The sequence below is a fragment of the Nonomuraea sp. K271 genome, assembly GCF_009908215.1.
Lineage (GTDB): Bacteria > Actinomycetota > Actinomycetes > Streptosporangiales > Streptosporangiaceae > Nonomuraea > Nonomuraea longispora.
In genome coordinates, this window is the sequence record NZ_JAAAHR010000053.1 from 13137 (window position 1) to 34116 (window position 20980).

Below are 20980 nucleotides of genomic sequence, written 5' to 3' on the forward strand. Positions count from 1 at the left end.
CCGCATCACTCGCCCACGGGCCTGAGCGCGAAGGAGTCGAAGCGCACGCGGGCGGACTCGGCGGCGGTGGACGCCGCGTGCACACCGGCCTCGCCGGGGCCGTAGGGGTCGCCGGTGTCGGACGCCTGCGCGACCAGGCGTTCGTTGAGCCACATGCGCAGCGTCACCTTGCCCTCGCTCTGGCCGCACTCCGCCACGATGCGGTTGCCGGCCGCCTTCTCCGTCTCCGCCGGGCCGAACAGGGTCTCGCCCCGCGTGCCCGTGCGGCGCTTGACGATCGTGACCTTGCCCGTGCCGCTCACCGCGAACTCGTAACGGTCTCCGGACCGGGCCGAGCCATGGCACCACACACCGTACTCCCCGCCGCCCTCCTCCAGAGTGGCCTTCGAGCTGATGATCACGCCGCTGTCCGGCTCCAGCCGGGGCGCCGACTTCCACAACCGCCAGGACGGTTTCACGGTCAGCTCGTACGCCGCTCCCGCCAGCCGGGCGTTCCCGCCATCCGACGGGCCGACCGCCCACGACTCCCCGAAACCCGCCTCGTACGGCCAGCTCACCCGCCACAGGCCGGGCGCGGCGACGGCGGCGGTGACGGCGGTCACCAGCACGGACGCGCCGACCGCCCACGGCCACCACCGCCACGACCGCCGGCCCGCCCGCGCGCCTTCCAGCCCGCTCGCCGGCCCGGCTTCCGGCCCGACCGGCACCCGCCCCGGCCCGTCCGCCGCCCGCGCCGGACCCGCGCGGTGCCCCTCATGCCCGGCAGGAGGCCGACCCGTGCGGTGGACGTCGGGAACGATGGGTGACCGGCTCTCGTGGTGGTCCCGGGCAGGACCGTGCGGCGGGGGCGAGACGGAGGGAGGCTCCAGCAGCCGGGTGTCCTGGACGGGGGTGGGACGCCGGCCGGTGGGGACGGTGCCCGTCCAGGTGCGTTCGACCACCTCGGTGGCGGCGGCGAGGCGGGTGCCGCCCACCAGCTCCGACAGCAGTTCCTGCGCCCCCGGCCGCAGGCGGGGGTCCTTGGCGAGGGCACGCTCCACGATCGCCCTGATGCCCTCCTCCAGCCCGTCCAGCCGGGGCCCGTCCTGCATGATCCGGTACAGCACCTCACCCGGCGCCCCGCCCCCGAACGGCAGCCGTCCTGTCCCCGCGTACGCGATCACCCCGCCCCAGGCGAACACGTCGGCGGCGGGGGCGAGCGGCTCGCCGCGCACCTGTTCCGGCGCCATGAAGGCGGGCGTCCCGAGGACCGCCTGGCTGGCCAGGCTGTCGTTGTCGATGAGCTGGGCGATGCCGAAGTCGATGACGCGGGGGCCGAGGGGCGACAGCAGCACGTTGGACGGTTTGAGGTCGCGGTGGATCACCCCGGCCCCGTGGATGGCGTTCAGCGCGGTCGCGATGCCCACCGCGAGCGCCTCCAGGTTGCCGCCCGACAGCGGTCCCTGGTCGCGTACGGCCTGCGCCAGGTCGGGGCCTTTCACGTATTCGGTGACGAGGTAGGCGACCTCGCCGTCGATGCCGGCGTCCAGGACGGGCGCGGTGCAGAACCTGGCCACCCGCCGCGCAGCCGCCACCTCACGCTCGAACCGGCGGCGGAAGGCCGGGTCCCTGGCCAGCGCCGGGTGGATGAGTTTGACCGCGGCCAGTCCGCCGGTGGGCGTGGCCGCGAGGTGCACCTCTCCCATGCCGCCCCGGCCGAGGACACGCCGCAGCGTGTACCCGCCTATGACCCGGTCATCGTCCATCGGAGACAGAGTAGCCAGGTCCGGGCATTTGCCACTCGGCCCACCGCCCGGCGGGACCGATCGGAGCCGCCGCCGGACGCTCGCGGCGGCCGGGCGATCAGAGCCGCCGGACGGCTGTGTACGCCGAGTTCAGGCCGCGGCGCGCTGGCGGTCGTTCTCGCGCAGGAAGTCCCGGAGCCCTGCCAGGTCGTCGGTGTTGAGGTGGTCCACGTCGGCCGCGACGAGTTCGCGCCAGAGCGCGTCGCGCGCGGGACCGGCCGTGTCGGGGGTGGCCCAGAAGCGTACCCGCTGCCCGTCGCGGTGCGCGGTCGCGACGATCCGGCGCAGCTTCGCCCGTTCGGCGGCCGGCATCTCCCCCTCGCCCAGCCAGCTGAAGTGGTTGGTCCAGTTGTCGCTGATCAGCGGGATCAGGCCGGGGTCGCCCTGCCCCAGGTCGTCCATGCGCCCGTCGTAGAAGGCGTAGCGCCGCTCCTGGCCGGCCATGAGCTCGCGCGGCCGTTCGCCGCTGACGACCACGGTGACGGCGCCGTGCCGGACCCTGCCCTTGTGGTAGGTGGTGAGCATCCTCTTGTACGCCTTGAGCACCCGGTCGAGCTCGGTGTACGTGGCCTCGCCGTTGTTCTTGACGTCCACGAGGAGTTGCAGCGGCTGCCGGGTGCCGGGGAAGACGCTTCCGTGCCGCGCCCGGCGGATCAGCGGGTCGAGGTAGAGCGACTGCAGCGTGCGGCCGGGCCGCAGGTCCTCGGGGTCGTGCCCGACGCGCAGTTCGCCGTCCACGAGGTAGATGTCGGCCTCGACGCTGGTGAACCCGTGGTCGAGCGCGTCAAGGAGCGGCCGCTCGTGCTCGTAGTCGTTATGCGCGTGGGCGCGGGGAAGCGGCTCGGGGCGGCCGGCGGCCTGCGCGGGAGCGGCCGCCAGCAGCATGGTTCCTGCCGCGACCAGCACGCCGAGGGTTCGACGCAACATCGCATCTCCTTGACATGGGAGGTAAGGGATGCGTGACACGTTACGCGTGCAAGTTGTGACAGGGGTGACAAGTTGCCTAATTGTCGGCGGCGGTCGCGCGGCTCACTCGACGAACTGGATCTGGTGGTCCTCGACCTCGCCGCTGTCGGCCCATCCCGTCGGCGAGGTCACGGACTCGGCCCTCGCGACCATGCGCAGCCGCATCCAGACGGGGCCGTTGGGCAGCGACTCGGGAAGCCGCCACGTCAGCTCCGCGGACGACGCCCCCTCGTCGACCGTCGTGGTGGCCCGCTCGTCGGCGTCGAAACGGCCGTCGCGGTCGAAGTCGATCCAGCCGGCGACCTTCGACGGCGATCCGGCGGTCACCGGCACCGAGATCCTGCACCTGCCGCCGCTGATCACACTGTTCTCCTCCCCGGCCTCCATGGCGTCGTCGCCCGTGTCCAGAGCCACGGCGCGCGGGGTCATGCTCACCTCGTCGGTGTGGTCCTCGCTCACGGACCACCCGAGGTGGGAGTCCGTGAGCGCGTGGGAGGCCACGCCGTACGAGGCCGGCGCGTCGGAGACGTCCTCGGCCAGCGACAGCTTGAACGCCGCCCACATCTGCGACACGGACCCGCCGCTCCCGTGGCGCACGTCATGCGCCTTCAGCCGGACCGTGAACGCGCTGACCGTGCCGTTCACCTTGACCGTCCCGCAGGTGTAGACCACCCCGCAGGTCGTGGAGCGGGTGGAGTAGACCCTTTCCGGGTTGATCGCGTCGCTCGTGACCCGGTAGCCCGGGAACCCGGCCGCCCAGGAGAACGTGGGCCTGGCGGGCACTCCGCCGACCAGTTCGACGGCGGGCCAGTAGTCGTCGCGGCGCTTCCTGGACTCGCCGGACGCGCCGCCCGTGCCGAACACGTGCAGCCGCGGGTCGCGTACGGGCCGGGAGAAGGTGAACGTCAGCTGGGCGACGTCGCTCCACTTGCCGTCCTCGGCCTCGAACCCCTCGTAGAGGTCGACGAAACCCGCGGACGTCTTGGAGTTGGCCGGGATCAGGTATTCGTCGTCGGGCGCCGCCGGGTTGGCGGGCGACGCCTCGGCCGACGTCACCCGCGCCGTCCCGATCATCTGCTTGCGCACCGTCACCGTCACCCCGGACGGCGTGCGGCCCGAGGCCACCGTGGCCGAGTTGGTGAACGACGATGGCGCGCTGTCGGCACGCGCGACGGGAGCGACCCCCGAGACGCCGACGAACGCCGTGGCCGTGCAGGCCACCATCACGCGAAAAGCCATGTTTGCTCCCCCGAAGCTCGTGATCCAGATCTAACCGTCCTGCCTGATCCGCCGACGGCGGGACACGGTCAAGACAACGGCAATTTCGCCGTACGCCGCGAGCCGCGCAGGCGCCTCACGAGGCCCCTCGTCACGCGCCGGGCGGCGAAGTCGCACCCGCACACGAACCGCATGGAAGGCCCGAACGTGGCCGCCGCCGCCAGCCCGACCAGGTGCAGCCCGGGGACGCGCGTCTCAAAGGTGCCGCTGAGCCGCGGCGCGGGCCCCTGCGACCCCACCGCGCGCCGAAGGTCCTCACGGAGCATCGTGATCCTCGCCACCTCCACCCGGTAGCCGGTGGCCGCGATCACGTGCTCGGTCTCCAGCGTGGTGGCCGCTCCCGACAGGTCCCTCAGGTGCAGCCGTACGCCGTCGCCGTACTCGGAACCGGTCAGCCGCGCGCCCAGGGTCACCTTGACGGCCCCCTCGAAACGGTCGCGCAGCCACCAGGCGCCGGCGGGTCCGAGCGCGGTGCGTACGACGTGGTCGCGGGCCGCGCCCGGCAGGTGCCTGATCGCGCCAGGCAGCCGGGACCAGGCCACGGAGGGCCAGCCGCCGCCGAGCTTGGAGCGCGGCGCCCGCACACGGGCCGGCAGTGAGCGCCGCTCCTGCGGGACGTCGTTCCACGCCAGCGCGCCCGCCCTCGCGACGAGCCGGACGCTCGCCCCGGCCTCCGCCAGCAGCGTCGCGGTCTCCAGCGCCGACTGCCCCGCCCCCAGCACGGTCACGTCGCGGCCCGCGAACACGGCCGGCTCGTGATGGTCACAGCTGTGCGTGGCCGCCTCGGGCGGCAGTCCGGCCAGGGCGCAGGGCCGGTAGGCGAACGGCAGGTGCCCCACCGCCAGCACCACGGCCCTGGCCAGCATGGACGCCCCCGACGACAGCGTGAGCGCGAACAGGTTCCCCTCGGCGCCGACGGCCGTCACCTCCGACTCGTCGAGCGCCTGGCCCACCGTGCGCGCGCGGAACCACTTGCCGTACGCGACGAACCGCTCCACCGGCACCGGCTCGCCGTACGCGTAGCGGTGGAACGCGTCGAGACCGTAGCGCCGCCCGGGGTCGGCGAGATGGGACGCGGCGGCCTCCGACTTCAGCAGCATTCCGCGGGGCATGTGGAATTCCCACGCCCGCATCGGTTTTCCGAATATCCGGGCGTCGAGTCCCGCGCCCAGCGCGTGAGCAGCCGCGGAAAGCCCGTACGGGCCCGCGCCCACGATCGCCACGTCAATCACCGGCGTGCGCAAATTTCCTCCATCGTTGTTTCCGTGACCCGGCGAGCCGGGCCATACCACGCTTTATGGTCTGACCGGCCATTCCCACGAAAGGCCGGGGGTCGTCGGCCGACAACCAGGCGAATTCATCGGCCACGCACAGGGCGCGCAGGCTTTTCGGGCCGGCCGTGAAGAGGTCGTAGTTCTCCACCACGTACGTCCGGCCGTGACCGGCCCTGCCCGGCACCGTCGACCGGCCCGTCCACCGGCCCGAGAGATGCAGGTGGGCGGCGCGTACGAGGTCGAGGCCGTCGCCGTCGGTGAACAGGCGGAACTGGGCGCCGAGCCGGGGGTTGAAGTCGAGCAGGTGGTAGGCGTCCGCCGCCGGGTCGTGGCGGAAGTCGATGTCGACGACCCCGCGGTAGCCGAGCGTCATCGCCAGCTCTTGCGCCGTGTCCTCCACGACCGGGTTGGGCAGCCACCGCCCCCAGGTGGTGAGCCCGGCGCCTCTCGGGTAGGCGCGTTCCTTGCGTCCCGCGCCGCCGTACAGGCAGCGGGAGTTCTCGTCGAAATAGCCGTGGAAGAACCAGTCCGAGCCCGGCCCGCCCGGCACGAAACGCTGGAACAGCAGCTCGCTCCTCTCCACGTGCTGGAGCAGCCGCGCCACCTGCTGGGTCCCGCGCACCAGGCCGGTCCTGCGCAGCCCCGCGGGCAGCAGCCAGGGTTGCGCCCATTTGGCGACCAGCGGCAGCCCGAAGTCGGCGACGGCCACCGCCGCGTCGTCCGCGCCCCTGATCAGGCGGGTCTCCGGGTGGACGACGCCGAGCGTGGTGCAGAGCCGGTGCAGCAGGCGCTTGTCCGCCAGCCTGCGCGGCAGGCCGGGCGGCTGGCCGGGCAGGAGGTAGTACGGACGCAGTTCGGCCGCGTGCTCGGCGACCGCGATGGCCCCGGCGTCGTCCAGCGTCAGGAGGACGGCCCGCCGTCCGATGCGCTCGGCGACCCGCGTGAGCGCCTGGACGGTGTCCCGGCCGCGCGACCACGTGTGCATCCGCGCCAGATACCGGGAGCGGTACGTCGGCGCGTGCGCGCCCTCGACGAGCCCGTGCACCTCCACCCCGGCCCTGCCGAGCGAGCGAATGGCGCCGAGCGTCCCGTGGTGAAAGACATTGGAGTCCAGTCGCAGAAGGAGCGCCGGGACGGTGCGATCGAACATGATGTACGTCCTACTCCTTACGAATAGCTATTGATCCGGCAAATCCCAGGTTGCATATCCGATCGGCCGTTATTCGGGGTGTAGGGAATGAGGGAAAACTCCGACGGGGGATATGCGATGGTGATGAGAAAGGGCTGTCTGCGTTGTTCGCTGGCGATCGTCACGATTGCGGCGGCGGTGTGGCTGGGCCTGAGCGCACGGGGCGACAACCCGCCGGACCACCGGCAGCGTCCCGGCGCGGCGCTGGGTGTCTTCCTCGGCTCCGACTCGCGCGGCCCCGTGCACCTGGAGCGCTTCGAGTCCTGGTTGAAGAGCAGCGTGACGGTGGGACGCACCTACCTGCCCGGCGAGACGTGGAAGTCGATCGAGGGAGCCGAGTTCGTGCTCGGCCCCTGGACCCGCTGGAGAAGCGCCGAGCCGGACCGGGTCCTGGCGCTGAACGTGCCGATGGTCGCGCCGAACGAGTCGAGGATGCCGGACCACGAGGTGGCCCAGCGGCTGGCCGAGGGCGCACGCGGCGAGCGCGACCACCACTTCGGCGAACTCGGCAGGAAGCTGGTCTCCGCCGGCGCGGGCGACACGATCATCGTGCTCGGCTGGGAGATGAACGGCACGACGTACTCCAGCCGCTGCGCGCCCGACCCGCAGGCGTGGAAGCAGTACTGGCGGCGCATCGTGGCGGCCATGCGCGCGACGCCGGGCCAGCGATTCCGCTTCGACTTCGCGCCCAGCCGCGGGCTCGACGCCATCCCCTGGACGGAGTGTTACCCGGGTGACGACGTGGTCGACATCATCGGCATGGACAGCTACGACCAGGGACCTGGCGACGACTTCTCCGACTACGTCACCCAGCCGTACGGGCTGCAGGCGCACGCCGACTTCGCGGCCCAGCGCGGCAAGGCCATCTCGTTCCCCGAGTGGGGGCTGTTCCGCAACGGCGACCGGCCCGACTATGTCCGCCGGATGCTCGACTGGATCGACAGTCACAACGTGCTCTATCACTCGATCTCCGATTACTGTCCTCACGGCATCTGGCAGTGCTCGTCGAACCCGCGCTCGGCGGAGATCTTCCGCGAGCGGCTGCGCCGGCGGCCGTTCCCCGTACCGACTCCCAGCAGCCCGAGCGTGCACTCGGCGAGCGCGTCCATCGACCCGCCCACGTCGAATCCGGCCGCCAGCTCGACGGCGGCCGAGCCCTCCGCCGCCGCCAGCGAGGGGCTCCCGAGCCTGAGCAGCAGCGCCTCCGCCAACGCCGCCGCGTCGCCGGGCGGCACGAGCGCGCCGACGGCCCCGGACACCAGCTCGGAGATCCCAGGCACGCCGCAGGCGATGAGGCAACGTCCCGTGGCCAGCGCCTCCAGCGCCGTGAGCGGCAGCCCCTCCCAGCGGGAGGGCAGCACCACCACGTCGGCCGCGACGTACCAGGGCCTGGCGTCGGACACGTCGCCGGTGAAGTGAACGCGCGGCACGGCCCGCGCCCGCAGCTCGGGCAGCAGCGGGCCGTCGCCGACGACGACCAACCGGGCCGCGCCGTCGCGCGCGGCCACCCGTTCCCACGCCGAGAGCAGCAGGTCCTGGCCCTTCTGCCGGGTGACCCGGCCGACGCAGACCGCCAGCGGCGTCCCCTCGGGGATGCCGTGGCCCGCGCGGGCCGCCGTACGATCCGCCGGGGAGGCCGGCCGGAAGCGGCGCAGGTCCACGCCGTTGCGGACCACCACGAGCTCGGCGGGCACGCCGTGCCGCCTGGCCAGCGCCGCCTCGCCCTCGCCCACGCAGACCACCAGGTCGGCCCAGCGCGCGGCCAGCCGTTCCCAGCCCAGGCATGCGGCGGCGAGCACGCCGCGGGCGGCCAGCCAGGACCAGCCGTGCGGCTGGAAGACGGTGGGCACCCGTCCCCTCAGCGTGGCCCGGCCCGCCAGCCCGGCCTTGGAGGAGTGCAGGTGCACCACGTCGGGGCCGAACTCTCCGACGATCCGCGCCAGCCGGGCCGCCTGCCCCACGTCGGCGGGACCCGGCGCGCGGGTCGCCTCCCAGGCCAGGCAGGGCACGCCCGAACCGGCCAGGTCGCCGGCCAGCTGACCGGCCGGCGGGCAGGCGACCGCGACCCGCCAGCCCCGCCGCGCCTGGTCGGCGGCGGCCATCGCCACGTACGCGCCGACCCCGCCGTCCACCGGCTGGGTGACGTGCAGGACGCGCGGCCTCACCGCCATGCCGCGAACCTCTCCACCAGCCGCGGGCAGCGCCGCTTCAGCAGTTCCTGGCCCGCGGCCCGGGTGCCGGCGCTCGCGGCGTAGGCGGCCGAGCGTACGCCGCGGCCCAGCATCACCCGCTGGTTGACGACCGCCTCACAGCCGAACTTCGCCTTGTGCGGCTCGTCGCCGCGCAGCAGGCTCAGCACCGGTTTGGCCAGCCGATGGGCCGTCTCCAGGTTGTCCCGCAACAACATCGTCAGCACGTCGGCCTCGGCGCGCAGCTCCGGATCCGCGCCGTACAGGTAGCCGCCCACGAAGTCCTTGCCGACCACCGTCAGATCGCAGGCCCGCAGCCGTCCCCGTACCCTGAACTCCTTCAGAACCGCGCGGTCCTCCACCACCAGCGACCGCGTGGCCCGCGTCAGATGGTCCATGAAGCGCGGCTCCGTGTGCTGGACGTTGATCCTACGGCTCTCCCACTGCAGGACGTGCAGCCGCAGCAGCTCGCGCACCGAGTGCTCGACCCGGTCCGGCTCGACCACGTCCACCGACAGGTCCATCGCGTCGAGCTTGCGCATCGCCGTACGCAGCCGCCGTGCGCGCCGGCTGTTGAGCCCGGCCATCACCTGCTCGATCGGCCGGCCGGGCAGTTGCAGGCAGGTGGAGGCGGGCAGAGTCCAGGCCCGGCCGCCCCAGAGCCCCGCCAGCCGCAGGATCGCCGCGCCCGGCCGCGCCTCGGGCAGGTCGATCACGTCCCAGCCCGGCTGGGCGAGCAGCCCGGCTCGCAGCTCGCGCAGGCCCGCCTCGCCCTCGGCGTCGTCCACCATGATGTCCGTGAAGTCGGACTGCCCGCCGCCGACGGGCGTCAGCACCCGGCAGCCCAGCCGGTACTCCAGCCTGAGGGGCGCCGCAGCGACCAGCCGCCCGCCCCGGTAGGCCAGGAACACCCGCAGCCGCCCCGGAGTGCCGTACGCCCGCCACCAGGAGCAGAGCCAGCTGTACGACTGGAACGGCGTGGCGGCCGAACTGCGCGCGTACAGGCCGGCCCAGTCCTCCGCCAATCCCGCCAGCGCGTTGCGCGGCACGACCCGCAGCGTGGGCCGCCCGGCGCGCGGGATCGGAGGCGAGGTCCGCGACGTGGACGCGCCCGGCGTCGCGGCGCTCACGCCTTCGCCCCGGTCAGCACCGGCGCGGGCTCTTCGCGCCGCACCTGCCGGAGCGCCTGCGGCGCGGCCAGGCGGACCAGCCCGGCGACCAGGGCCGCGCCGAAGCCGCCGACGGCGATGCCGACCAGCGGCACCGGGGCCGAGGGGTGAGCCGGGATGGACGCGCTGGCGAAGGGCGCCAGCCGTACGCGGGTGTCGGTGGCGTGCCTGTTGGCGTACGTGATCAGCGCGGTGGCGGCCCGGTTGGCGCGGTCGGCGGCCACCCACGCGGTGGGCGCCACGGACGTGAGCCGCACCAGCGGCGCGTCCGGCGAGGCGGCCACGCTCAGGCTGCCCCACTCGGTCTCGTCGCCGGTGAGCAGGCCGGGGTGGGCGGAGATGCGGGCGTACGCGGAGGCGAAGTCGATCGCCTGCGCCGGGTCGCCGCCCGCCACCACCACGACGTAGGCGTCGGCGGAGTAGACGGCGTCGCTCGCCACGGCGTACACGGCCCCGCCCGTCGCTCCCAGCGTCAGGGACAGCGGCAGCCACCATCGCGCGAGCACGCTCATGATGCGGGCCCGGTTCCATGTCATCGTTGATCCTCCGTGGGTACGGCGCCCAGCAGGCGCAGGTAGAGCGACTCCAGCCGGTCGGCCTGACGGCGGATGTCGTAGAGGCGGACGGCCTCGGGCGGCGGCAGCCGTCCGGGCGGGCGGGCGGCGAGCGCGGCCAGTTCGGCGGCGAGCCGGTCCGGCGGGACACGCCTTGCCCCGGGCGCGGAACCCGGCGGCAGGTCGTCGACGGCCGGGCAGGCGTCGTACAGGACGGGCAGGCCCGCGGCGAGCGCCTCGACGACCGCCAGCCCGAACGTCTCCTCCGCCGACGGAGCGGCCAGCACGTCCATCGCCGACAACATCGCCCGCACGTCGGTCGACTCGCCGGCGAAGATCACCCGGTGACCCGCGCCCACCGAACCGGCGAGCTGCCGCAGTCGCGGCTCGTACGAACCGGAGCCGACCAGGAGCAGGACCGCGGATCCGAGCGCCGGCAACGCCTCGATCAGCGTGTCGAAACGTTTGCCCGGCTCCAGCCGGCCCACCCCGCCGATCACGAAGGCGCGCGCGGGCACGCCCAGCCGCAGCCGGGTGCGCCGGCGCAGCGCCGCGTCGAAGCCGAACGCCCGGCCGTCGACGCCGTTGGGGATCACCACGATGCGCGAGCGCGGCACGCCCCAGCCGGCCAGCCGGTCGGCCACGGTCGGCGAGACTGCCACGGTCAGGTGTCCGAGCAGCTCACTGGCCAGGTACAGCGCCCTGACGGGGAGGGTGGGCCTGCGCCCCTCGATGTGCTCGCGGCCGATCGAGTGCTCGGTCGCCACGATCGCGGGGACGTTCGCCAGCCGCGCGGCCAGCCTGCCGTACACGCAGGCGCGATACAGGTGGGTGTGCACCACTTCGTAGCGGTGCCTGCGCATGAGCCTGGCCAGCCGCCCGACGGCCCGCAGGTCCCGGTTGCCGCGCATCCCCACCTGGTGGACGGGCACGCCGGTACGCGCGATGGCGTCCGCGACCACGCCGCTGCCGGTGAGGACCGCGACGTCGCACCGGGCCCGCAGGTGCGGCAGCAGGAACCGCAACTGCTGCTCCGCGCCGCCCGCCGCCAGACCCGTGATGACGTGCAGGACCTTCACCAGGCCCACCGGACCCGGTGACGCGCGTGCTTGGCCCGCAGCCGCAGGGCGCCGTCCCGCTCGCCGACATAGGTGCGCGGCAGCGCGTACCGGCCGCTGAGCTCCGACTTCCAGATCGCGCAGCCGTAGCCGTAGCCGGCCCTGCGAACGGCGTCCACCTCCCGCGCGCCGGCATGCCCGTACGGGTAGCAGAAGCCGTTCACCGGCTCGCCCAGCAGGTCCTCCAGCGCCGCCTTGCCGCCCGCCACCTCGTCATGGAGCTCGGCCTCGCTCAGCCCGGTCAGCGAGCGGTGACCGGCCGAGTGCGCGCCGACCTCCATGCCGTGCCGCGCGGCCCAGCGCAGGCCGTCGGCGTCCATGAGGCGTTTGCGCGGCCCTCCCTCGTCCCAGGCGTTGTGCTCGCCGACCAGGCCGGACACCACGAAGACCGTGGCGCTGAACCCGCGTTCGAGCAGCGCGGGGACGACCTCGCTGCAGAAGTCGGCGTACCCGTCGTCGAAGGTGAGCCCGACCAGGCCCTTCGCGTCGCCCTCTGTGTGGGCGCGCAGCAGCCGGCTCATGGAGACGCCGGTCAGGCCGCGCCGGGCCAGCCAGAGCAACTGCCGGGCGAAGCGGTCGGGCGAGACGGTGATCTGGAAGGGATCGTCGTCACATTTGTCGACGGAGTGGTACATGAGCACGTACGGCATGGCGGTCATGCGCGGCCTCGCGTCCTGATCGAGCGGGTGATTTCTGTCAGCGTGGTCGTGGCCCCCGCCAGCGCCGCGACGGCGCAGCAGGCGGCGGCGATCGCGGCGCAGGTCAGAGCGAGTGCCACCGGCTGCGGCAGGCCCGCGAGCAGCGGCCGCGTCAGCAGGCCCGCGCCGACGGCGGCCGCGGCGGCGAGGAGCAGCACGCCGACGGGCGCGGCGGCGTCGCGCAGCGGCAGGGCGATGACCCGCCGACGCAGCCCGGCCACCAGTACCATGCCGGTCAGCGTGATCCCGGCGGCGTTGGCCGCGGCCAGCCCTGTGACACCCCACGCCGGCCGGGCCAGCAGAGCCGTCGCGGCCAGCCCGGCGGCCATCGCGAGTGCCGGGTACCACGAGGCGCGGGGCCCGCAGAAGTACGCGCGGCACACGACCCCCACGACCGCCTGGCCGAGCAGACCCAGCGCGTACACGCGCATGATCTGCGCGGTGGCGACGGTGTCCGCCTCGGTGAACGCGCCGTACCGCAGCAGGACGGCCACGACGTCGGGAGCGCAGACCAGCAGCGCCGCCGTGGCGGGCAGCACGATCGCCGAGGCGGCGACCACGTCGCCGGCCAGCCGTTCGCGGGCTCGCTCGCGGTCGCCGGCGGCGACGGCGCGGGCGAGGGCGGGGAAGGTCACCGTCGCCACGATCAGCGACAGGACCATCGGCACCTGCGCGATCTTCTGCGCGTAGTTGAGGTGCGAGATCGACCCTTCGGGCAGCGAGGAGCCGACGTACCTCTCGATGAAGACCTGGCTCTGGCGCGCGAGCGTGAAGACCGCGATCGGCAGGAACGCCGCCAGGGGCAGCGGCATCCCGCGCGTCGGGCGGCGGGGACGGCCGAAGCGCCGCACGAACGCCGGAGCCTGGACGAGCACCATGGCGACGCCGCCCACGGCCACGCCCACCGCGGCGGCGTACGCGCCCTGGTCGCGCAGGGACCACAGGCAGACGATGATCCCCACGTTGTAGGCGACGTAGATGGCGGCGGGCGGAGCGAACGTCTCGTGCGAGCGCAGCGCCGCGCTGAGATATCCGGCCAGCCCGAACGTGAGGATCGTGACCGAGGCGACACGCATGCAGTCGGCCGCGAGGTCCGCCCGCGGAATGCCGGGAGCGAGCACGCCGACCAGCCACGGCGCGCTCGCGGCGGCCACCGCGCTCAGCGCCGCCAGCCCCAGGCACAGGTACGGCAACGTCGACGACACCAGGACCCGCGCGTCGTCGCCCGCCTCCACCGCCCGGCTGAACAGCGGCACCAGCACGAAGGCCATGGCGCCCTCGATGAGCAGGGGCGCCGCGGTCTCCGGGATCGTCCAGGCGACGAGGAACGCGTCGGTGCCGGCGTCGGCCCCGAACGTCGTGCCCAGCAGCAGGTCACGGACGAAGCCGAGCAGCGAGCCGAGCCCGACGAGCAGCGCGGTGACGCTGACGGCCCTGACCGCGGGCGAGGTGGCCGTCGTCATCGTGTCCCGCCGTGCCCGGCCGGTACGCCGGTCACCGGCGACGGCGCGGGCCGGGCGACGCGCGACAGGACGAGCCCGAGCACGACCGACATGACCAGCGTCGGAGGCCCGCCGATGTCGCCGTAGACGAAGTCGGCCAGCTGCCACGTCAGCAGCCCGGCCGCGATGACCGCGCCCCCTCGGACCGCCCACCACGCCAGCGACCCCAGGCAGAGCCCGAGCGCGGCCAGGCCGAGCAGTCCCTGTTCGCTGAGGGTCAGCAGGTACATGTTGTGCGGCGAGAGCAGCGGCCGGCGCTGGAAGCCGTGGACCGGGTCGTCGGTGTCGCTGCCCGACGACAGCTCGATCGGCGCGTACGTGTCGCGCAGCTCCGCGAACCGGCGCGGGCCCACGCCCGTGAGCGGGTGGTCGAGCCACATGCCCGCGGCGGTGCGCCAGAGGGTGTACCGGTCGCTCAGCGACTGGTCGGGCTGGGTCACGGCGGTGGCGATCGAGGCGACCCGCCGTCCCAGCACGTCCGATCCCGTGCCGAGCCCGGCGGCCAGCAGCACGATCCCGGCGGCGGCGCCGGCGAGGACCATCCGGGCGGCGAGCACCCGGCTGTGCAGGAACACCATGACCAGGACCGCGCAGAGCAGGGCCAGCCAGGCTCCCCTGCTGAGCGACAGGGCGAGGGGGACGCAGAGCAGGGCCGCGCCCCCGAACGCGGCCGCGCGCCACCGTCCGCGTACGGCGAGGCCCGCGCCCAGCAGGATGACCACGCCGAAGCTGACCACGCTGGCCATGCCCATGACGTCGAGCGCGCCGAACGTGCCGACGGCCCGCACCCGCTCGCCCGCGTACGACGCCCCGGTGCCGGTGAGCGTCTGGACGCAGCCGACCACGCCCTGCACGGCCGCCGCGCCGACGACCGCACCGCCCACGATCAGCCGGTCGGCCCGGTCGCGCACCGTCACCATGACAGCCAGCGGGACGATCACGAACACCTGGACGTACCTGAGGCCGCCGGGCACGCTCGCCGCCATGTCGGGCGAGGCCAGCACGGCGATGCAGGCCGCGCCCGCGACGGGGGCGAGGACCAGCGCGCGGGCGGGCAGTTCGGCCGCGCGCCCGCTCGCGACCAGGAGCGCGAGCGCGACGGCGGCCAGCGCGACGGTGGCGAGGTCGGCGGCCGTCACCCGCGCCTGCCCGAACACGCCGCCGGCCCCGGCGGGCAGGCAGGTGAGGAGCACGGTCGCGGCCGCCACGAGGCTCGGTCGGTGCAGGGCGCCCAAGGGTCAGCTCCCGCCCAGCCGCAGCAGGGACCCCACGGTCCGCACCATGATCTTGATGTCCGTGCCGAGTGACCAGCCGTCGATGTAGTGGTTGTCGAACCGGGCGCGGTCCTCGATCGAGGTGTCACCGCGCAGGCCGTGGATCTGGGCCCACCCGGTGATCCCGGCCGGCGCCCTGTGCCGCATGCCGTAGCCGGGGATCGTCCGGGAGAACTCGTCGACGAAGTGCGGGCGCTCCGGCCGGGGGCCGACCATGCTCATGTCGCCCTTGAGAACGTTCCACAACTGAGGAAGCTCGTCGACCGAGGTCCTGCGCAGCAGCCTGCCCACCGGGCCGACGCGGCTGTCGTGGGCGATGCTCCACAGGGTCGCCGACTCGTGCGCGTCTGCGGGCTTCATCGTCCTGAGCTTGATCACGTCGATCGGCTCTCCCTGGCAGCCCACGCGCCGCTGCCTGAACAGCGGGCTCTGGCCGACCTCCGCGCGGATGACCAGCGCGCAGACCGCCAGGACCGGCGCGGTCACGATGAGACCCGCCAGCGCGACCGCGATGTCGAGCGCCCGCTTCAGCGGCCAGAACGCGCTGCGCTGCGCCGCGGGGCGCATGCGGAGCAGCGGGAACCCGCGTACGTGCTCGCGCAGCGTGACGAAGTCGACGATGAGTTCGCTCAGGTCGAGCGCGAGGTACACGTCGCAGCCCAGCGCCCTCGCCGTTCGCGCGACCGGCTGCTGGCACTGTCCCGCGAGGATGACCGCGCGCACCTCGTAGGCCTGGATGAGGTGCGCGATCTCGCCGGGCCGGCCGAGCACGGGCAGGCCGAGCAGGGGCAGGCCGGGGTGGTCACCACCCGTCTCGTCCAGGAAGCCCAGGGGGAGCAGTCCGTACTCCGGGTGGGCGAGCAGGTTCTGCGCCAGCAGGTGACCGTGCGGGCCCGCGCCGATCACCAGCGTGGGCGCCGGCCGGCCGTACCGGTGCGCTCGGCGTACGGCGAAGGCGAGCACGCTCCTGCCGCACACGGCGAGGAACGTGCAGAGCATCGCGCACAACGCGATCGTGACGAACGACGCCGACTCCCGGAAGGCCACGCAGGCGGCCACGAACCCGGACCCGGCGATCCAGCCGCCACGGTCGAGGCCGGAGGGCAGGACCCGTGGCGCGTACACCCGCCCGAGGCCGTTGAGCACGACGACCAGGACGGCCGCGAGGGCGACGGGCGGGAGGCCCCGGCCCACCTGGGCGGCGGCGAACGCCATGCACAGCAGGTCGATGCCGGCCAGAGCGAGTGGCTGGGTCGCCCGCCATAGTCGTGAGCTTTGACGGCCCGCCGGCCGTGCGGCCCGCCGGTCGCCCTCAACGCTAACAGCCACTGCTTCTCCGGAAATAGCTCGTTCGACCGGACCGACCTTCGATCAGCCAATCCGGTCCACCTATGTAGCCACTAGTCGCCTTTCCGGCAACCTGCCGCGGCATAGGCGTTGAGCAGGGGCTTTGCTATGCAATACGCGAACAATCCCGCAGCGAGCGCCTTGATCGTAGCTCCACGGACCGCCCAGATCGAGAACGTCGGGGCATAAGTACGCCCGCGCTCCGCAACATTTCCTTGGCCGTTCGTTGAAACAACGAACGCCATTTCGGAGTTTGGCGGCGGATTCACCACGCGAAAACGGCGGCGCCCGTCGGGACACCGCCGTTCACGAGCCGGATCGGCCTACCGCCGCAGGACCATCCTGGCCGGATCGACCAGCAGGAGACCCGCCACGCCCAGCACGGGCAGGAGGGTGAGCTGCCAGAGACCGGCGCCGTCCCAGCCGAGCGCGCCCACCAGCCGGGCGAACAGCAGCCCCGAGAAGGCGGCGGCGACGTAGTAGGTGAGGATGAACAGGCCCGCGCCCCGGCCGACGTGGTGCGGGCGGACGGCCCGCTGCATCGCGGTGGAGCAGTTGGTGAACAGGAAGCCGCTGGCGAACGTGCCCATGAGGAAGGAGAGCACGTACTGCGCCGTGGTCCCGGTCGCGACCTGGTACATGAGGTAGGCGGTGACCGAGGTGGCGACCATGGCGAACATCAGGAGGCGGGCCTGGTTGAACCGGTCGCCCAGCCAGCCGGCCGGCAGGGCCATCATGGCGCCGAGACCGCCCATGGACACCGCGAAGGCCGCCTGGTCGGCGGTGAAGCCGAGTCCCTCGCGGAGGAAGGTGGGGTAGAGCCCGAGATAGCCGTAGAACACCAGGCCTGACACGGCACAGGCGATGCCCACGGCGAGCGTGTTGCGGTTGTAGGGGGAGGCCGGCACGTGCTCGTACGACGTGGCGTCGGCCTCGGTGGCCGTGCCGGTGACCGCCTCGGTCATCTTGCGCGACACCGTGAGCGCGATGAGCAGGCTCATGACGAGGCCCGCGGCGGCGAACAGGAAGAACGGTGTGCGCCAGGTGCCCGAGCTCTCGGCGAGCCCCGTGCCGATGAGCGGGCCGAGGAAGACGCCCAGCCCGAACGCCACGCCCACGACGCCCGCGGCCAGCGCCCGCCGGTGGAAGAAGAACGCCCCGATCACCGCGTACAGGGCGGTGGCCTGCACACCCTCGCCGACGCCGGAGACGAGGCGGTAGATGCTCATGTCGACGAACCCGACGGCCAGCGGGATGGCCAGCGTGCCGAGCGAGTAGACCAGCACGCTGATGACGATGATCGTCCTGCGGGAGAGCCGGTCGGCCAGGTAGCCGGCCGGGGGCCCGGCGAGCGCGAGCCCCAGCGTGAAGCCGGTGGCCAGCAGTCCGCCCTGCTCCAGAGAGAAACCGAGCTCGTTCCTGATCTCGGGCAGGAGGGGGTAGAAGATCTGCCGGTCCATCGCGTTGAGCATGTACGACGCGCACAGGACCGCGAAGCCGATCGCGACGGAGGCCTTCGTCACCTGCGGGGAGGCGCCGCCCTGGGGGCGCTCTGTGGTGCTGCTCATCTGGCGTTCCTATGCGCTGGAGGGGCACGCGACCACCGTCGGACACGCAGCCGCGCGCTTGGCGGACAACCGTCCGTACAGTGGTCACCATGGGCTGGCCTCAGAATGATGTGCCCAGGGTCGCCTGTCAAGGGTCTGATCCCCAGCGGGAGGACTGCCCCGGACAATTGTCCGCAGCATGGTTGACCACGTGATCAATGCTGGCCTGACCACTCGGTGATACCGGATGGTTCTTGCTCGACGAGTGCTACCGGTGAGTAGCAGTACCTATGGGCAATTGCGCAGAAACCCCCATGTATCGGCTCCCCGTGGCGCGAGACATTGGCGACATGAACGGTCTGTACGCGCTCAAACCCTGGTACGCCGCCCGGCTCAGCGGGGTGCGGGCCCTCCTGGTCACCCACGGCGTCCACCCCTCGGCCATCACCGTGGCGGGCATCGTGTTCGGGGCGGCGGCGGGAGCCGTACTCGGGCTGGGCGAGACGGGACCGTGGGCGGCGGTTGCCGTCGCGGCGGCCCTCGCCGGACGCCTGGCCTGCGCGAACCTCGACGGCGGCGTCGCACGCGACGGCGGCCGGAGCACCAGGTTCGGCGCCGTGGTCAACGAACTGGGCGACCGGCTCGCCGAGTACGCGGCGCTCGCCGGATGCCTGGCACTGGCCGACCCCGCGCTCGTGGCCGCCGCCGCGCTGGCCGCCACCCTCCCCTCGTGGGCCGCACTCGCGGGCGCCGCCGCGGGGGCGCGGCGTCCGCAGGGCGGCCCCGTCGGCAAGACCGAGCGCTGCGCGCTGCTGGTGCTGCTCGCCCTCACGGGCTGGACGGGCTGGCTGATCGCGCTCGCCGCCGGCTCCCTGCTCACAGCGGTCGTACGGATCACGCGCGTCCACCGCGAGCTGCGGGAGGCCACGTCATGATCCTCGACACCGCCCCCTACCTTGCCGGAGCCCTCGGAGTGAGCGGGCTGGCGGTCTGGCGGTCCAGGCAGCGCGAGCTGGTGCGCCGCTGGACCACCTGGGCCGTCGCCGCGCCACTCGTGACCGGCTGCCTCCTGCTCGGCCCCCGGGGCGCCACCGTCCTCGCGGTCCTGCTCGGCGTCGTCTGCGCCGTCGAATACACCCGCCTGGTACGGCTGCGCACCCCCGAACGTGTCATCCTGATCGCCCACGCCGCTCTCCTCCCCGTCGCCGCGCTGATGGGGGACATGTACGGGCCGGTCGCCGGGTGCTTACTGGCCATGGTGCTGGCGCCGGTCCTGTCCGGCGACGCGGAGGACGGCGCCCGCAGGGCCGCCTTCGGGATGTTCGGGCTGCTCTGGCTCGCGCCCCTGGCCGGGCTCGTCCTGCTCGGCCCCGCCCAGGCGTTCGCGCTCTGCCTGGCCGTCGCCATCGCCGACGTGGCGGCGTGGTGCGGCGGCAACCTCGTCGGCGGCCCGCGGTTGTCACCGCTGTCACCGGTCAAGACCTGGAGCGGCGTCCTGGGCGGCGCGGCGGGCGGGCTCGCCGTACTGGCCCTGCTCGGAGCCCTCACCCCCGCCCTGGCCGTGGCCGTGGCCGTCGGCGCTCCCCTCGGCGACCTGGTGGAGTCGATGGTCAAGCGCGGCGCGGGCGTCAAGGACGCGGGCACCTGGCTACCCGGCTTCGGCGGCCTGCTCGACCGTGTCGACTCCCTCCTGATCGCCCTGGCCCTGGCGGTGGTGCTCTCATGAACGGCGCTCTCCTGCGGCGGTATCTATGGCGGACGGCCTTCACCTGCAACGGCGGGTTGCGGGTCGAAGGGACGGTCCCTGACGGGCCGTGTGTGGTCGTCGCCAACCACAGCTCCCACGCCGACACCGCGGCTCTGCTCGCCGCGTTGCCCGCGCGCAGGCGTCCCGTGGTGGCGGCCGCCGCCGACTACTGGTTCGCGGGCCCGCTGCGGTCGCTCGTCTGCCGCACCCTCGTCGCCGGATTTCCCGTACGGCGCGGCGGGGGCGGCTCGGCCGACCTCGCCCACGCCGTACGGCTCCTGGAACGGGGACGCATCGTCGTCGTCTTCCCCGAAGGCACGCGCTCGCGGGACGGCCGCGTCGGCGCGTTCCGCTCCGGGGCAGCGCGCGTCGCCGAGAAGGCGGGCGTACCGATCCAGCCCGTGACCATCCAGGGCACCTCCGAGGTGCTGCCCGTGCACGGGCGGGTGCGGCGGGGACAGGTGCTCGTCCGCTTCAACCGGCCTGTTCACGACCTGGAGAGCGCGCACGACCTGATCGAAGGAGATATTTCATGAAGTGGATCCTCATACGGTTCCTGCTGCGCACGGTCGGCCGGCTCAGCGAAGGCATCCGCATCGGCTACCGACACGGCTTCGACAGCGGCACGATGCTCGACTACGTCTACGCCGACAAGTCGCACGGGTGGCTCGGCCTGGGCAAGGTCATCGACCGCGTCTATCTGAACGCCGTCGGATGGCGTGCCATCCGTGCCCGGCGGGCCCTGCTGCACGACGTGCTCAGGGAGGAGGTCTCGGCCAGAGCCGGCCGGGCGCTGATCCTCGACGTGGCCTCCGGTCCCGGCCGCTACCTTCAGGACCTGGCCAAGGAACAACCCGAGACGCGGGTGGTCTGCCGCGACCTGGCGACCGACGGGCTGGCGCTCGGCGAGAAGCAGGCGGCGGCACGCGGCCTGACCAACATCGTCTACGAGCAGGGCGACGCCTTCGAACCCGCGCCGCTCGACCGCCCGGCCGACGTCATCGTGGTCTCCGGCCTGTACGAGCTGATGCTGGACGAGGAGCTGATCAGCAAGTCGATCGCCCGCCTGCGTGACCTGCTCGCGCCCGACGGCGTGCTCATCTTCACCACCCAGACCCGCCACCCGCAGCTGGAGTTCATCGCCAACGTGCTGCCCAACCGCGACGGCGTGCCCTGGGTCATGGAGTGCAGGTCCGTGCAGCAGGCCCACGGCTGGGCGCGCGAAGCCGGCTTCGAGGACGTGGTCAGCCGTATGGAGAAGGTGGGGCTCTTCGCGGTCACCACCGCGCACAACATCGGTGACGGTCTCTGACGCCGCTTCTCCCCAGGGGTGCCCGACAGACG

18 protein-coding genes and 1 pseudogene are annotated in these 20980 nt (G+C 73.2%); 5 read left to right on the top strand and 14 right to left on the bottom strand.

What is annotated here, in order from left to right:
* Positions 1-5 precede the first annotated feature (5 nt).
* From GUY59_RS19825 to GUY59_RS19845, 5 genes are all read right to left on the bottom strand, one after another.
* Complete coding sequence (locus GUY59_RS19825) at positions 6-1745, bottom strand: serine/threonine-protein kinase (RefSeq protein ID WP_161714618.1); 1740 nt, start codon at positions 1743-1745, stop codon at positions 6-8.
* Positions 1746-1874: 129 nt separating this feature from the next.
* The gene (locus tag GUY59_RS19830) at positions 1875-2711 is read right to left on the bottom strand and encodes a phosphatidylinositol-specific phospholipase C/glycerophosphodiester phosphodiesterase family protein (RefSeq protein WP_138202566.1); all 837 of its coding nucleotides are present in this window, start codon (positions 2709-2711) and stop codon (positions 1875-1877) included.
* A 102-nt stretch (positions 2712-2813) separates the two neighbouring features.
* A complete protein-coding gene (locus GUY59_RS19835) occupies positions 2814-3989 on the bottom strand; it encodes a GEVED domain-containing protein (RefSeq protein WP_138202565.1) in 1176 nt (391 codons plus the stop codon).
* 68 nt (positions 3990-4057) lie between these two features.
* A complete protein-coding gene (locus tag GUY59_RS19840) occupies positions 4058-5320 on the bottom strand; it encodes an NAD(P)-binding domain-containing protein (RefSeq protein WP_330849184.1) in 1263 nt (420 codons plus the stop codon).
* Positions 5253-6452: a carboxylate--amine ligase gene (locus tag GUY59_RS19845; protein ID WP_138202564.1), complete on the bottom strand. Its 1200-nt coding sequence runs from the start codon at positions 6450-6452 to the stop codon at positions 5253-5255. The genes GUY59_RS19840 and GUY59_RS19845 overlap by 68 nt, the downstream gene beginning before the upstream one ends.
* A gap of 684 nt (positions 6453-7136) precedes the next feature.
* On the opposite strand from GUY59_RS19845, the pseudogene GUY59_RS51420 reads away from it, so the two are divergent.
* A pseudogene (locus GUY59_RS51420) lies at positions 7137-7244 on the top strand (hypothetical protein); the annotation flags it as partial.
* 230 nt (positions 7245-7474) lie between these two features.
* Here GUY59_RS51420 and GUY59_RS19855 read toward each other — a convergent pair.
* The 9 genes from GUY59_RS19855 to GUY59_RS19895 form a co-directional block, all read right to left on the bottom strand.
* Positions 7475-8662, bottom strand: coding sequence for a glycosyltransferase (locus GUY59_RS19855; protein WP_138202563.1), 1188 nt, complete (start codon positions 8660-8662; stop codon positions 7475-7477).
* Complete coding sequence (locus GUY59_RS50780; RefSeq protein ID WP_138202562.1) at positions 8653-9810, bottom strand: GNAT family N-acetyltransferase; 1158 nt, start codon at positions 9808-9810, stop codon at positions 8653-8655. Before GUY59_RS50780 ends, GUY59_RS19855 begins: the two co-directional genes overlap by 10 nt.
* The gene (locus tag GUY59_RS19865) at positions 9807-10385 is read right to left on the bottom strand and encodes a hypothetical protein (protein WP_138202561.1); all 579 of its coding nucleotides are present in this window, start codon (positions 10383-10385) and stop codon (positions 9807-9809) included. Before GUY59_RS19865 ends, GUY59_RS50780 begins: the two co-directional genes overlap by 4 nt.
* Positions 10382-11482 carry a glycosyltransferase gene (locus tag GUY59_RS19870; protein ID WP_138202560.1) on the bottom strand — a complete coding sequence of 367 codons (1101 nt, stop codon included), beginning with the start codon at positions 11480-11482 and terminating at the stop codon, positions 10382-10384. Before GUY59_RS19870 ends, GUY59_RS19865 begins: the two co-directional genes overlap by 4 nt.
* Complete coding sequence (locus GUY59_RS19875; protein WP_236667315.1) at positions 11479-12180, bottom strand: polysaccharide deacetylase family protein; 702 nt, start codon at positions 12178-12180, stop codon at positions 11479-11481. Before GUY59_RS19875 ends, GUY59_RS19870 begins: the two co-directional genes overlap by 4 nt.
* A complete protein-coding gene (locus tag GUY59_RS19880) occupies positions 12177-13682 on the bottom strand; it encodes a lipid II flippase MurJ (protein ID WP_138202559.1) in 1506 nt (501 codons plus the stop codon). Before GUY59_RS19880 ends, GUY59_RS19875 begins: the two co-directional genes overlap by 4 nt.
* Positions 13679-14956: an O-antigen ligase family protein gene (locus GUY59_RS19885; RefSeq protein ID WP_138202558.1), complete on the bottom strand. Its 1278-nt coding sequence runs from the start codon at positions 14954-14956 to the stop codon at positions 13679-13681. Before GUY59_RS19885 ends, GUY59_RS19880 begins: the two co-directional genes overlap by 4 nt.
* Before the next feature lie 3 nt (positions 14957-14959).
* Complete coding sequence (locus GUY59_RS19890; protein ID WP_138202557.1) at positions 14960-16324, bottom strand: sugar transferase; 1365 nt, start codon at positions 16322-16324, stop codon at positions 14960-14962.
* 341 nt (positions 16325-16665) lie between these two features.
* On the bottom strand, positions 16666-17910 hold the full coding sequence (locus GUY59_RS19895) for an MFS transporter (protein ID WP_132333669.1): 1245 nt from the start codon (positions 17908-17910) through the stop codon (positions 16666-16668).
* A 329-nt stretch (positions 17911-18239) separates the two neighbouring features.
* Here GUY59_RS19895 and GUY59_RS19900 point away from each other — a divergent pair, with 329 nt between their 5' ends.
* From GUY59_RS19900 to GUY59_RS19915, 4 genes are read left to right on the top strand one after another with little or no spacing between them, the layout of a single operon-like run.
* Positions 18240-18824 (top strand): CDP-alcohol phosphatidyltransferase family protein, encoded by a 585-nt coding sequence (locus GUY59_RS19900; protein ID WP_138202556.1) that lies wholly within the window; start codon positions 18240-18242, stop codon positions 18822-18824.
* Positions 18821-19615, top strand: coding sequence for a phosphatidate cytidylyltransferase (locus GUY59_RS19905; RefSeq protein ID WP_138202555.1), 795 nt, complete (start codon positions 18821-18823; stop codon positions 19613-19615). The genes GUY59_RS19900 and GUY59_RS19905 overlap by 4 nt, the downstream gene beginning before the upstream one ends.
* Positions 19612-20172, top strand: coding sequence for a lysophospholipid acyltransferase family protein (locus GUY59_RS19910; protein ID WP_138202554.1), 561 nt, complete (start codon positions 19612-19614; stop codon positions 20170-20172). The genes GUY59_RS19905 and GUY59_RS19910 overlap by 4 nt, the downstream gene beginning before the upstream one ends.
* The gene (locus GUY59_RS19915; RefSeq protein ID WP_138202553.1) at positions 20169-20948 is read left to right on the top strand and encodes a class I SAM-dependent methyltransferase family protein; all 780 of its coding nucleotides are present in this window, start codon (positions 20169-20171) and stop codon (positions 20946-20948) included. Before GUY59_RS19910 ends, GUY59_RS19915 begins: the two co-directional genes overlap by 4 nt.
* Positions 20949-20980 lie beyond the last annotated feature (32 nt).